General features: G+C 39.2%; 13 protein-coding genes. 6 read left to right on the forward strand and 7 right to left on the reverse strand.

The window, feature by feature from the left end; translation table 11 throughout:
* Positions 1 to 132: 132 nt before the first annotated feature.
* Positions 133 to 1,614: a TlpA family protein disulfide reductase gene (locus tag BLS33_RS00505; protein WP_089884214.1), complete on the reverse strand. Its 1,482-nt coding sequence runs from the start codon at positions 1,612 to 1,614 to the stop codon at positions 133 to 135.
* Between the two features lie 233 nt (positions 1,615 to 1,847).
* Here BLS33_RS00505 and BLS33_RS00510 point away from each other — a divergent pair, with 233 nt between their 5' ends.
* Positions 1,848 to 3,161: a serine hydrolase domain-containing protein gene (locus BLS33_RS00510; RefSeq protein WP_089884216.1), complete on the forward strand. Its 1,314-nt coding sequence runs from the start codon at positions 1,848 to 1,850 to the stop codon at positions 3,159 to 3,161.
* A gap of 242 nt (positions 3,162 to 3,403) precedes the next feature.
* Here the strand turns inward: BLS33_RS00510 and BLS33_RS00515 are convergent, their stop codons facing one another.
* Positions 3,404 to 3,835, reverse strand: a complete 432-nt coding sequence (locus BLS33_RS00515) for a hypothetical protein (RefSeq protein WP_089884218.1) — start codon at positions 3,833 to 3,835, stop codon at positions 3,404 to 3,406.
* 342 nt (positions 3,836 to 4,177) lie between these two features.
* Between BLS33_RS00515 and ung the strand changes: the two genes are divergently transcribed.
* Both ung and BLS33_RS00525 read left to right on the forward strand, forming a co-directional pair.
* On the forward strand, positions 4,178 to 4,843 hold the full coding sequence (ung, locus tag BLS33_RS00520; RefSeq protein WP_089884221.1) for a uracil-DNA glycosylase: 666 nt from the start codon (positions 4,178 to 4,180) through the stop codon (positions 4,841 to 4,843).
* A gap of 177 nt (positions 4,844 to 5,020) precedes the next feature.
* On the forward strand, positions 5,021 to 5,440 hold the full coding sequence (locus BLS33_RS00525) for a response regulator (RefSeq protein WP_143017548.1): 420 nt from the start codon (positions 5,021 to 5,023) through the stop codon (positions 5,438 to 5,440).
* Positions 5,441 to 5,457: 17 nt separating this feature from the next.
* Here the strand turns inward: BLS33_RS00525 and BLS33_RS00530 are convergent, their stop codons facing one another.
* From BLS33_RS00530 to BLS33_RS00550, 5 genes are all read right to left on the reverse strand, one after another.
* Positions 5,458 to 6,309, reverse strand: a complete 852-nt coding sequence (locus BLS33_RS00530) for a substrate-binding domain-containing protein (RefSeq protein ID WP_089884225.1) — start codon at positions 6,307 to 6,309, stop codon at positions 5,458 to 5,460.
* A 153-nt stretch (positions 6,310 to 6,462) separates the two neighbouring features.
* Complete coding sequence (locus BLS33_RS00535; RefSeq protein WP_089884228.1) at positions 6,463 to 7,341, reverse strand: nucleoside phosphorylase; 879 nt, start codon at positions 7,339 to 7,341, stop codon at positions 6,463 to 6,465.
* A gap of 6 nt (positions 7,342 to 7,347) precedes the next feature.
* Positions 7,348 to 8,280, reverse strand: coding sequence for a DUF1835 domain-containing protein (locus BLS33_RS00540; RefSeq protein WP_089884230.1), 933 nt, complete (start codon positions 8,278 to 8,280; stop codon positions 7,348 to 7,350).
* A gap of 125 nt (positions 8,281 to 8,405) precedes the next feature.
* On the reverse strand, positions 8,406 to 8,732 hold the full coding sequence (locus tag BLS33_RS00545) for a translation initiation factor (protein WP_089884232.1): 327 nt from the start codon (positions 8,730 to 8,732) through the stop codon (positions 8,406 to 8,408).
* Positions 8,733 to 8,735: 3 nt separating this feature from the next.
* Positions 8,736 to 9,686 (reverse strand): isopenicillin N synthase family dioxygenase, encoded by a 951-nt coding sequence (locus tag BLS33_RS00550; RefSeq protein ID WP_089884234.1) that lies wholly within the window; start codon positions 9,684 to 9,686, stop codon positions 8,736 to 8,738.
* Positions 9,687 to 9,815: 129 nt separating this feature from the next.
* On the opposite strand from BLS33_RS00550, the gene BLS33_RS00555 reads away from it, so the two are divergent.
* From BLS33_RS00555 to BLS33_RS00565, 3 genes are all read left to right on the forward strand, one after another.
* The gene (locus BLS33_RS00555; protein WP_245731229.1) at positions 9,816 to 11,789 is read left to right on the forward strand and encodes an alpha-ketoacid dehydrogenase subunit alpha/beta; all 1,974 of its coding nucleotides are present in this window, start codon (positions 9,816 to 9,818) and stop codon (positions 11,787 to 11,789) included.
* A gap of 149 nt (positions 11,790 to 11,938) precedes the next feature.
* A complete protein-coding gene (locus tag BLS33_RS00560) occupies positions 11,939 to 12,424 on the forward strand; it encodes a lipocalin family protein (RefSeq protein ID WP_089884236.1) in 486 nt (161 codons plus the stop codon).
* Between the two features lies 1 nt (position 12,425).
* Positions 12,426 to 13,121: a YiaD family glycine zipper/OmpA-like lipoprotein gene (locus tag BLS33_RS00565; RefSeq protein ID WP_089884238.1), complete on the forward strand. Its 696-nt coding sequence runs from the start codon at positions 12,426 to 12,428 to the stop codon at positions 13,119 to 13,121.
* The last annotated feature ends 27 nt before the right edge of the window (positions 13,122 to 13,148 follow it).

Raw genomic sequence — 13,148 nt, forward strand, 5'->3', positions numbered from 1 at the left:
AATGGATGGATGAAAGGAGTTTCATTGTTTCCCTCAATTGGTAGGGGACAACTAATTCAACTATGCAGTTAAGAGCCATTGGGCAGAAATTTATAACGCTAATTAGTATTGCTAAAAAGACCGTTACTTAGACTAAGGAACGGTCTTTTTGGCAACTTTTAACAACTCCAATTTATTATTTAAATCATCCCATCTCAAGTTAGTGGCAATTATTTTGCCATGGGGATCTACTAAATAGGTTGTTGGCCAAGAATTAATTGAGTACCCTTTTATTATCGTTGATGAGTTTTCTTCATGAATATTTGGCCATGTAACATTTTTATCGGCTAAGAAGTCTTTTAAATCGATTTTTCCTCTTACATCTGCTACTCCTATTATTGCAAATTCCTTTTCACTGAATTTATCAAATACTTCTTTAATTTTGGGGAACTCTATAATGCAAGGAGGACATGACGTGCTCCAGAAATCAAGAAAAACATATTTGCCCCTATACCCTTTAAGTGAAATTTTTTTATTATCCAGAATATTTATTCCACTAACCTCCGGCGCAAACATGCCTACTTGATTTGTTGTTGGAATAATTTTATTGTCTTGGTCATAAGCGCTAATCGTTAATTCTATTTTGTCAAGATTTTGTGATATTGGGGAATATTGAACATAATTGTCGTCTATTTCTAGATATTGAGAAGGATTAATCTTGAACTTTCGGTCAAGTATGTTAAAATAAGGACGGTCTTTGACAAAAAAAATGGAACGATTAAAGCTCATAGATTCTGCAACTATGAGATAATCATTTTTGCCAAAAGTAACTTTGCCATATCGATATTGGGGAAATCTGAAAGATATGGAAATGTTTTTACCGTTGCCACCATTTGTAATCATAACAAGTTGCGTATCCTTTTTTATAGTTTCTCCGTCATAATATTCAATATCAACCGATTCAGAGTTCGCAACGATATCATCTTCTTTCATTACATTATCAAGCAATAATATCGGCGTATCATCTGAATAATCATTGTTATTATTTGAATCAACAATGTATACCACTGTACTATCGGCAGCATAACCGGCAACTACTGAAATGGTGTTTTTTACCTTTTTACCAGATAAAAATAGGGTGTCGTTAAGTTTTCTTCTATTCCCTTTAGCTTTCTTAAAGAAAAAATCTTTACTATAAATACCTTGTTTGTAATTGTGATAAAAAAATTGAAAACTATTTAACATAAAAAGATATTGTTTCATATTTGTCAAAGAGTCTGGTAAATTCTTCATTTTAGGATACCCTTTCAGTTCTTCTTCACCTATTAAATCTCTAGAAGCTACTACCATACTAGTATGTCCGTTGGGACCAATACCTTTTACCACTTTGTCAAGTTTTACAATTTTAGAAGTTATTTTATACGAATTAATTTCGACTGTTTTTTGATTTAAATCTGGGTTGCTATTCGTTATCTGAGAATAACTATTCATAGTTGCTATAATCAGTATGATAAAAAAGTTCCGACTTTTCATAAGAAATTCAATTAAAATATGCGCTACAACTATTAATTTCTGTTTTTTAGGATTGTTATCGAAGTTAGAGATTTTTTTACTACTTATGACGCTGATTGTCATGATGCTGTCAGATTATTAGTCTTCCGTCCGCTGAGCACAAACTTTAGGATAGTACCAACCTTCGAATCAAAACGGTCCCGTTTTTTAGAAAGTTTGTAGCCATTTATTTACTAAAAAAGGGATTGGCAAGAAAAAGTGATAAAATTTATAAGAAATTGTGTATTTCAACCGTTATTTAAGTATTTCATCTTATATTCATGCACTCATTTCGCAAGTAAAACCATAATTTATTCATGCAGCGACTCAAAATTTTGGCAGGATGTACATTTCTCGTCCTTGTCCTTTTTTTCCTAACCTTAAGTGCCACCAAACCCGAATCTACCCCTCCATCCAAAGCGACGTTTTCGGCTATTGACATAGCGCCCACAGAAAATTCAATTGACCAAAAAGAAATACGACGGTATAAACAACAGCAACAAGAATTGCAAGATGAGCTAAAGACCTATTTTAAAAAGGCGATTGCGGCGGGTGATATTGTAGGTGCCGGAGTAAGTATCGTACGCGGAGATTCCATAGTAATTTCACATGGTTTTGGTAAGCGAAACACTAACATGAACGACCTCGTTAATGGCGAGACCGTATTTCGACTTGGATCTTTGTCTAAAGGGTTTGCGGGAGTTTTAGCGGCAAATGTAAAGCAAGAGGGAAAATTAAGTTGGACGGATAAGGTAATTGATTATTTACCCGAGTTTCGTCTGGGGGATAGCAGAAATACAAATCAAATTACACTGGCCAATATTTTATCGCATACCTCAGGTACACCTTATCATAGTTTCACCAATCTTGTGGAAGCGGGGTTGCCAATGACGACCATAGCAGAGCGTTTTAAAGAAGTAGTACCGATCAGCAAGCCAGGCTTAATGTATAGCTATCAAAATGCCATGTTTGCCCTCTGTGGTGAAATGATGCGCAAAGCGACAGGTCAAAAAATCAATACCTTGTTGAGCAACCGGTTTTTTAAACCGTTGGAAATGTGCAATACGACCAGTGACTACGAAACATTGAACCATGTAAGCAATGTTGCCTTACCACATTCTAAAAGAGGAAAAAGTTGGAGAACATTAAAACTTACAGATAAATATTATAATGCAATTGCAGCAGGGGGTATTAGCTCCAATGCCCATGACATGGGTCGATGGATGCGATTTTTGCTGGGACACAACCCTGATGTATTGAATAAGTCCGCTTTGGAAGAGGCCTTTAACCCTTTTATAGAAATTGCAGGACATAGTAAGTATTACCAGCGTTGGCCCGGACATGTGAGGTCGTATTATGGCTTTGGGTGGCGGATTCATAAATTTGTGGAGGACGATGATACTCAGGAAAAAACCATTTGGCATCATGGGGGAAGCGTAAACAGTTACAGAAACGAAATCGCATTATATCCGGAAGCCGATTTGGGAATTTGTGTTCTTTTGAACTCGAACTCGAGACTGGCAACAAATGTGATTCCGGATTTATATGAAATTGTAAAGGACATTTACGAGCCCTCGTTCGCAAAAAAACATTCTTTAAATCATGGCACGGCTGCAGTTAAACACGAATAGTTAGATAGCTGTTGGTGCATATGGCTATTTGTGGCGAGGTGGTTTAACATTGACCTCAGGGAGATTTATTATACTCACATTTCCAGTAAAAACTGATATAAAGCTTTTCGTGTTCTTTTATTTTAAAAAGGGCATTAAATTCCACTTTCCACTAAAATAGTTGCATTTGTGAAAGGTGAGGGGAATTCTCTTCTTATTAGCAACTCCTGTTTTGCTATGGTCTTTCTCAACAACAATGGGCATCATTGCCGCTCATCTTTATGAACTATCAATTCTTGGGCGATTGGGTGGGGTTTTGGTATTGGTTGAATGTTTTCTTTAATGCGCATATATTCCTGCCAGCGATATGATTCGAGAACATCGGCCATCTCAGAGGTCTCACGACTCGAAATTTGTTTTAATAGGCTGTACTTGGCATTAGGTGAAAGAGCTGGGTTGGTTTCGATAGATTTGCGCTTCACCAAAAATTTGGCCACTGTTTGTTTGAAGATTAACGCTTGTTCGCTTCCCATTACCAAATGCGGTTGGTATGCTCTTGTAATATCCGCTGCTTTGAAACGTATGTTCCGGTCGATTTGCAAAGCGTAAAAAGTTTGGGCATGGGCTAAAGAGGTATAGCTTAGTACTAAAAACAGGAGTGTTTTGTAACGAATACGGTGTTTGGTTCCTATCATTTTAATATAAATTTCATTTTACATTTTTCGTATGTCATAACCCTAAATTAAGAAACAACACCTTTGTCGTCAAGGGTTTAAAGGGTAAAATTTTCTAAAAATACTGTTTAATTATAGCTATTGTTTTAGTTTAAGTAGTTCATTTCAAATATCTTTAAAACAGCGTTTTAAAAATATTTTTTAATACTTTTTGGTGACATGATACATAATTTGTGGCCCGCAGTAATACCAAAGTTTTTAACTATTTTTAAACTTTCCATTTTTTAGTCGATTCAATAATAAGATGAGCGGAAGGTGGATATACGAAGCGAAAAAAGTTTATAAAATTAAAATAGTTACTTGATGAGCGTTACCATCCATGAAAGTTGGTCAAAACAATTGCAAATGGAATTTGAACAACCTTATTTTAAAGAGGTACGGCGTTTTGTAAAGGCCGAGTACGATCATCATATTTGTTATCCGCCCGGAAGGGAGATTTTTGCTGCTTTTGACCATTGTCCCTTTGACGAAATCAAGGTGGTGATTATCGGACAAGATCCCTACCATGGTCCAAATCAGGCGAACGGACTTTGTTTTTCGGTCCGTGACGGTATTCCGCACCCTCCATCATTGATAAATATTTTTAAAGAATTGGAGACCGATACCGGGGTGCCATATCCTAAAAGTGGAAATCTAGAACGGTGGGCAGATCAAGGCGTACTGCTTTTAAATGCGACCCTAACCGTTCGGGCGCACCAAGCGGGCAGTCACCAAAAGAAAGGATGGGAAACCTTCACCGATGCTGTAATCCGTAAAATATCGGATGAAAAGGAGGGCGTGGTTTTTTTACTATGGGGAGGCTTTGCAAAAAAGAAGGCGGCATTGATAGATCAAGCGAAGCATCATATCTTGACCTCTGGCCATCCATCACCATTAAGTGCCAATCGTGGATTCTGGTTTGGCAATCGACATTTTAGTAAAGCCAATGAGCTGCTTTTGTTGAATGGCAAGGAAGAAGTCGCATGGTAGTTTATAAAGGCCGTTTTAAAAACATTACTTGGTTGCTGTAGAAATATTTTTTACGTTTGTAGTCATCTACTTACTTTAGCCTCAAATTCTTTTATATTTTAATTTATTTTGCAATAAACGGTTGTGTCGGTCGTTGCTGGTAAAAGGTTTTTTTTTATTGAATTTGATGCTAAAAATATGGTACATACCAATTTGAAATGGGTTTTGTTGGTCGATGATGACGGAACCACCAATATGTTAAACACGCTTTTTCTGAAAAGGGTGGTGCCTGATATTAAGATAGACACTGCTGTCAACGGCCATCGGGCCCTTGATTTTTTAGATTCCCATATGGATGAGATAGAACCCGGTACCTTTCTTTTGGTATTGGATATTGAAATGCCCCTCATGAACGGTTGGGAGTTTTTAGAAGCGTATAACATTCTTTTCAAAAAAGAAGAACGCGAAAAAATTGCTTTGACCGTATTGACGGCAAAGCCGAGTGAAGAGGTGAAATATAGGGCATTGGCTAATGCTAATGTCAAGGATTGTCTTTACAAACCGCTATCGGACATCAATTTCAAGAAAATAATCAAGACTTTCTTTCCAGACGAATAAGGTGTTTTTTTAAGGGATTACTTCACAAATAGCTTTGTATCCAGCCTATTCTCGGTTGCAATTAATTTTAAATGCAATAAGGTATCCTGTACTTTTTCAATAATCGCTGTGTTCAATTGGTTCTGGCTCCAACGTGTAATAGAAAGCCATTTTTGAATATCCGCTAATTGTTGGCCATATCGATTTGCCAAAGTTCTATCAATACTAGGAATCTGTTTAAATTCGACTGTATATTGGTTAATGATCTCCAAAACATGTCGCATTGCTCCCTCTTTTTCAGAGATAAATGTATCTGTAGCTGCAATGACAAAACAAGGCCATGGCGTAGGGCAGTCTCCTAAGCGTCTAAATGTTCCATTATCGACCAAAGGCTTGGTCGTAAACCGTTCCCACATAAAATAATCGGCTTGCCCATTGGTCAGTGCCGCTACAGCCCCATTCAAATTGTTGATAATCTCGAACTGCAAATTTTCAGCATCCCACCCCTCATTCAAAGCATTTACATAGGCCATGAGGTGACTTCCGCTTCCAAGTCTACTTATGGCCGCCTTCGTGTCTTTAAGCTCGGAAATCGTCTTAAAATCACTTTTAGCGCCTACATGGACACCCCAGAGCAGGGGAGTGGCTATATACTCCTGAACAATTTTAGCGGGATTACCTTCCGTGATGCTCTTAATGATGCCTTCCGTAAGAATTATGGCCATGTCCGTATCGCCATTTTGAAGCATTTGACACATCTTCCCGGTACCTTCCGGTACATCGGTCCATTCGAGGTCAATACCACGCGCAGCAAAAGCCCCTTCCTCAATGGCCATGTGCCAAGGAAGATTAAAGTGCTCGGGAACACCAATTATTCTTACTTTCTTCATAAAACGATTCGAGTTTAAAGCTTTTTATAAAAATACATCAGCCAGTTTTGATGATACATTTCGTTTAGACCCCAGCAATCTAAATTATTGTTAACTACTGTTTGGCAGCAAGGCCTTTTTTCGTTTCAGCTTTGGGTCGGTAACCTCGGTGGTCTAATTTTGATCAAGCGTCAATAGTTCCAATGCGTGTTTGATAAGTTTGTCAACTGTTTTTTTTGGAGTTTTGGAAAAAGCTCCTGTAATTCGATTTGCCAGTATCGCATTTAAGGAAATAGCTCGGTGTCCCAACAACTTTGAGAGCGCATAAATGCCCGAGGTTTCCATTTCTAAATTGGTCAACTGTTGTCCGTTATATTGAAAGGATTGCAAATCTGAGATAAACTCGCTATTTCGGGCAGCCAAGCGCAATTGTCTACCTTGTGGTCCGTAAAATCCCGTGCATGTTACTGTTGCGCCTAATCGTATACGATTTGAACTGAGTTTTTTGGCCAATTCCCTATCGCATTGGACCGTATAGGGCGTCGATTTTTCAGCGGCCCATTTGGTATGTCGTACAAAGGCTTCTTGAAAGTCAGCGTGCTGTATGTCACCATTATTGTAATAATGTATTAATCCATCCAGTCCTAAGGCATACTCGCTCAGCAAAAAGGAATCAATGGGTATATCTGGTTGAATAGCTCCTGATGTTCCAATACGAATGATATCTAGTTGCGTTTGTTTTGTCTTTATAGCTCGTGTCGTAAAATCGATGTTAGCCAAAGCGTCCAATTCATTGAGCACAATATCAATATTGTCAGTACCAATTCCGGTGGAGACTACCGATATTCGTGTTCCGTTCAGGGTTCCTGTGTGGGTTATAAATTCCCGTTTTCCTTTTTTAAGTTCAATGGTATCAAAATGGTCGGAAACGTCGCTTACACGGTCGGGATCACCAACGGTGATGACTGTGCCGGCTAAGTCTTGAGGCAGTAAATTGAGGTGATAAATACTTTGATCGGCATTTAAGATGAGCTCTGAAGCATTTAAAGCCATCTTATATTAGAGCTTTAGAATTCGATTGGCATCTGTATTGTAAAGGAAATTGTATTTTAATGCTCCGCCAAGGTAGACATCATTATCCTGAATGCAAGAGTAGTAACTGGTTTTTCCTTCCAAAATATCTTTCCCCTTACGTGATAGTTTGACAGGGTTAAAAGTAGAAAACAAGGGTTTAAGTCGGGTAATGGCCCTATCATACTGCGAATCTCCAAAACCAAGTCCTCCCTGATTTTTAACAAGAATATCAATAAATGCCTTTCTAGATGATGGTTTTTGATCTAAGGAAAGCTGCAGAATATTGTTTTCCATTTGGTTAAGGCCATTTTTGATAGTCGGAAACCGATGTAAATGGCTGTTCACCGCGTCGGCAAGGTAATTGAAATTGAAGTCTTCAAAATCTTTTAAGTTTTCAAGACGAATCGGGTTGTCACTACAGTACAATTGCCATACATAATCGGCGTATTCGATATCGTCTTGATTGAGAACCGTTCTGTTCTCGTACATATTTAGCAATTGTTCATCGCTCAGGTCACAGAGCCCGTACATGGTATCGCTATCATCTTCATTTCCACTGCAAACCAATGAGATTTCGGCATATTTCCGATGTGTTTGCAACCAACTGAGCACGGCAAGCATGTTTACTTGGCAAAAAAGATCATATTCGAACCAAAGAACGATATGATCTTCCTGTTTATGGTTACATAGTGATCGATACTCCTTTAGCGTTTTTTCTATGAACCAAGATTTTGATACTTTATAATTTTTGTTCAGGAATTCGAAGCGGGTTTTCCAGAAGGACTCACTGCCCACATTGGTTTCGGTCTTGCCTTCGCACAACATTTCGCGCCAGGTAATAATGTCTCCCTTTAACTTTAAGGATTTTAGTTTTTCCGTAAAGCGGTCTCCGTTAGTTATATGTAAAAGGGAACTCATGTGGGTGTGGTTTTAATTTGGATAATAAAAGTAATATTAAATCGAAAATAACAAAAATAATTAACAGAAAACAATGCTCTTCTGTAATAAAACACAGAAACGGCATGTTTTATTGTGATTGTGCTTTACCCACCTACACGTTTAACGTTAAAACCCTTGGCTTTTAGAATATCCATTATCTTGTTTCGGTAGTCTCCTTGAATGATAATTGAATCATTCTTTATGGTACCCCCAACACTTAATTTGGTCTTTAGTTCTTTGGCCAGTTTTTTAAAATCCTTTTCTGCCCCGTTATATCCTTCCAGAATCGTAATGGGCTTACCCTTTCTTTTCTCATATTTACAAATAATTGGGTCATCCTGTAGCCAGATATCACTTTTAACCGGTTTTTTTTCTTCTTCGGAAGGTTTATGTTCTGGAAACAAATTTTTTAGTTGGTCTTGAAGATCCATATGCTATTTTTTGATCAGTCCGAGCTCTATCAATCGCTCATTTAGAAATTCTCCGGCCGTGATGTCGTCAAATTGCTTAGGGTGTGCTGTGTCAACACAATTTTCCAAACAATTTAAAGGCATTTCACTAATCGGGTGCATAAAGAAGGGGATGGAATAACGGGAGGTACCCCATAATTCTTTTGGTGGATTTACCACTTGATGGATCGTCGACTTAAGTTTATCGTTGGTAAGGCGTGAAAGCATATCGCCTACGTTGATCATAAGTTGGTCGGGTCTGGCAATGGCATCGACCCACTCGTCTTTGTGATTTTTCACTTGCAATCCTTTACCATGCGCACCCATGAGCAACGTAATCAAATTAATATCACCGTGGGCCGCTGCACGTACGGCATTTTTAGGGGCTTCGGTAATAGGTGGATAATGTATGGGACGCAAAATGGAATTACCATTTTTAATATATTCATCAAAATAGTTTTCCTCTAAATCGAGGTGCAGCGCCAATGCCCTAAGTACATATTTCGCTGTCTTCTCCAGCATTTTAAAAGTTTCTTTGCCTACTTTATTAAAGTCGGGCAATTCTTCTACTGTTACGTTATCAGGGTATTCGGAATCCAATTTAGGGTCGTCTTCGACATATTGGCCAAAATGCCAAAATTCCTTCAAATCACCTTCTTTGCGCCCTTTTGCATGCTCTTTACCAAAGGAAGTATACCCACGCTGTCCACCGATTCCGGCAATCTCGTACTTGTCTTTGGTCTGTTGGGGAAGTGCAAAGAACTTTTTAATTTCATCATATAAATTTGCTACCAAGGCTTCGGAAAGAAAATGCCCGCTTAGGGCTACAAAACCAATATCTTCAAAAGCCGCCCCTATCTCATTGATGAATTTTTGCTTTTTAGCCTCGTCGCCAGATAGGAACTCTTCCAAATTTACACTGGGTATCGCACTCATAGGTTCTGTGTTTTTATTTGTTCAAAGTTAATAAAATATAAAGCATACAACATTTGATAACGGTAGTTTTTATGGACTCCAATTTTCTTACTTTTATGGCAGATAAGAAAATCTCTTATTTCAAATGCCATGCAATACACTACTACGGGCGTTGACCCGACCACTCAGATTTCCCTATACAAACGAATGTTAAGGCCGCGTATGATCGAGGAGAAGATGTTGGTACTTCTCCGCCAAGGCAAAATTTCCAAATGGTTCAGCGGTATCGGTCAAGAAGCAATCGCCGTTGGTGTAACAAGTGCCTTGAAAGCCGATGAGTATATATTGCCCATGCATCGAAACCTAGGTGTTTTTACAACGCGCAATGTGCCGCTACCTCGTTTATTTGCGCAATGGCAGGGTAAGGCAAGCGGTTTTACAAAGGGACGGGACCGTAGTTTCCATTTTGGGACACAGGAATATAAAATCATTGGTATGATTTCGCATTTAGGTCCGCAATTGGGTGTCGCTGACGGCATTGCCCTAGCGGATATCCTAAAAGGAAATAAAAGGGTAACCGCAGTTTTTACAGGGGAAGGCGGGACAAGTGAAGGTGATTTTCATGAAGCTTTAAATATAGCTTCAGTGTGGGATTTACCTGTGCTATTCTGTATCGAAAACAATGGATATGGTCTGTCAACACCGACTAACGAACAATATCGATGCGACAATCTAAGCGATAAGGGAGTTGGTTACGGAATAGAATCGTATACGATTGACGGGAATAATATATTGGAGGTTTTTACTAAAGTTGCGTCCCTTTGTGAAAGTATCCGTACTAATCCGAGGCCGGTTTTATTAGAATTCAAAACTTTTCGAATGCGTGGCCATGAAGAGGCGAGTGGCACTAAATATGTTCCGTCAGAATTGTTATCGAAATGGCAGGAAAAAGACCCAATTGAAAACTACAGGCAGTTTTTAATGGAGACCGAAATTATAGATGAGGAACTGCAGTCCGAACTTCAACAGGATATTGAGCAAGAAATCAGTGCCAGTCTGAAAATTGCCTTCGGGGAGAACGAAATAGAAGATGTAAGTGAAGAGATAGGTGATGTTTTTAAAAGTTCTGTATATCAACATTTTAAAGTAAATACAGAAATAAAGAATATACGTTTGGTCGATGCAATTTCCGAGGGACTTAGACAGTCCATGGAACGTCATGACGACCTAGTGCTTATGGGGCAGGATATTGCAGATTACGGCGGCGTTTTTAAGGTGACGGAAGGGTTTGTGGGTGCTTTTGGAAAAGATCGGGTTCGGAATACGCCGATTTGCGAATCGGGTATCATAGCAACCGCAATGGGATTATCCATTAACCGAATGAAAGCCGTGGTCGAGATGCAGTTTGCCGATTTTGTGAGTAGCGGCTTTAATCCGATTGTAAACTATTTGGCCAAAAGCCATTACCGATGGAACGAACCTGCAGATGTCGTGATACGCATGCCTTGCGGAGGTGGGGTAGGGGCCGGCCCCTTTCATTCGCAGACGAACGAGGCTTGGTTTACCAAAACTCCAGGTTTAAAAGTGGTGTACCCGGCATTTCCTTACGATGCCAAAGGTTTATTGACAACTGCAATCAACGATCCTAATCCTGTTTTGTTTTTTGAGCATAAGGGGTTGTATCGAAGTACTTACCAAGATGTTCCTTCCGGGTACTATACGCTTCCTTTTGGAAAGGCTAGTTTCTTAAGGGAGGGTGATGCTATTACCATAGTTTCCTATGGCCTAGGAATACATTGGGCTTTGGAGACTTTGGATAAACAGCCGCAGGTGCAGGCCGATCTTATTGATTTACGTACGCTAATGCCCTTGGATATGGAATCTATCTATACATCCGTCAAAAAAACAGGAAAACTAATCATTCTTCAAGAAGACAGCCTATTTGGTGGTATCGCCAGTGATGTTTCCGCGTTGGTCATGGAAAACTGTTTTGAGTACCTAGATGCTCCGGTACGTAGGGTTGCCAGTTTAGAAACCCCTATTCCCTTTGCTAAAAATCTGGAAGACAATTATTTACCTATACATCGATTTCAAAAGGAACTGTTGTCTCTTTTGGCTTATTAACATCTACGTTAAGAAATAATTCTTTCCGACACTCCTCTTTTTTTACTGTTTTTTATAATGTGGTATCATATTAACAGCAACTTAACGTTACTGTAAAATCGTAAAGCAAAGTGCTTGCGTATATAGTAAGAACTTAATTAAACTTAATAATGAAAAGACATTTTCTGATTTTTATGGCTTTGGCCATGGTTGCCGCTTCCTGCTCGGTATCCAAAAGCGCCAGGGAGAAGCGAAGTCTACTGGATGGTACTTGGACGTTGGAAGACGTTTCTTATGAAAACAACACTGGGAATTTCAAGTCGGTAATCTTTAATGATGCCGAGGATATCTGTTTTGAAGGGAGCGATTGGTTCTTTCGAAATAATAACAGTACGGGGCGCTATACAATAGCACCTTCTACCTACTGCAATGGCGGAGACCGCTATATTCGCTGGTCTGTAGTCGACAGTGATAAAAACTACACCAGTCAATTGCAATTCAAGTTTATAGATGCCAAATCGAAAGATATTTCCGGAGGATTGGGCTATCGTTTGAACATTGTATCCTTGACACCGCAAGCAATGACCTTAAAATCAAACAATACCGTAGACGGAGAAACCGTTACCGTAGTATACGAATTCACAAAAAAACAATAAAATGAAAAGTCTGATTATAAAAAATATGGCATTCGTTATGGCCTTTACTTTGGTATTGGGTTGTAGCGCCGTTAAAAATTCAAATCATAAACAAAGAGGAGCTACCGTAGGAGCCACTAGTGGTGCTGTTATTGGAGGCGTTCTCGGAAATAATGTCGGAAAAGGCAATAATACGGCACTAGGGGCTATTATTGGTGCTGTTGTCGGTGGTGTGGCCGGTGGATATATCGGTGATCGAATGGATCGCCAAGCGGAACGTATCGAGGAGGAAATTCCCGGTGCCGAAGTCACACGCGTTGGTGAGGGTATAAACGTAATCTTCAATGAAGATGCAGGTGTTTATTTCGACACCAATAAATCAAATATCAAAGGTACTTCGGCAACTACCTTGGACAAGTTGGTCGGAATTTTCAAAGAATACCCAAAATCAAATATTTTGGTAGAGGGGCATACCGATAGCGCAGGACCTGATGACTATAATATGAACCTGTCCAAACAACGTGCAGAGTCCGTAACCAGCTATTTGGTAAGCAAAGGTTTGGATAGCGGACGATTTACCACAAAATGGTACGGTGAAAGTCAACCGCGGGGCGATAATGCAACGACTGAGGGGAAAGCGCAGAACCGTCGCGTTGAATTGGCAATTGTAGCTAGCGAAGAATTAAAAGAGGAAGCCAAAGAGCAAACGAAGGGCTAGATTATTTCGGCCGAGGAAAGAATAGTT

Origin of the sequence: Kriegella aquimaris, assembly GCF_900103215.1 — a bacterium.
In the GTDB taxonomy this organism is placed as follows: Bacteria; Bacteroidota; Bacteroidia; order Flavobacteriales; family Flavobacteriaceae; genus Kriegella; species Kriegella aquimaris.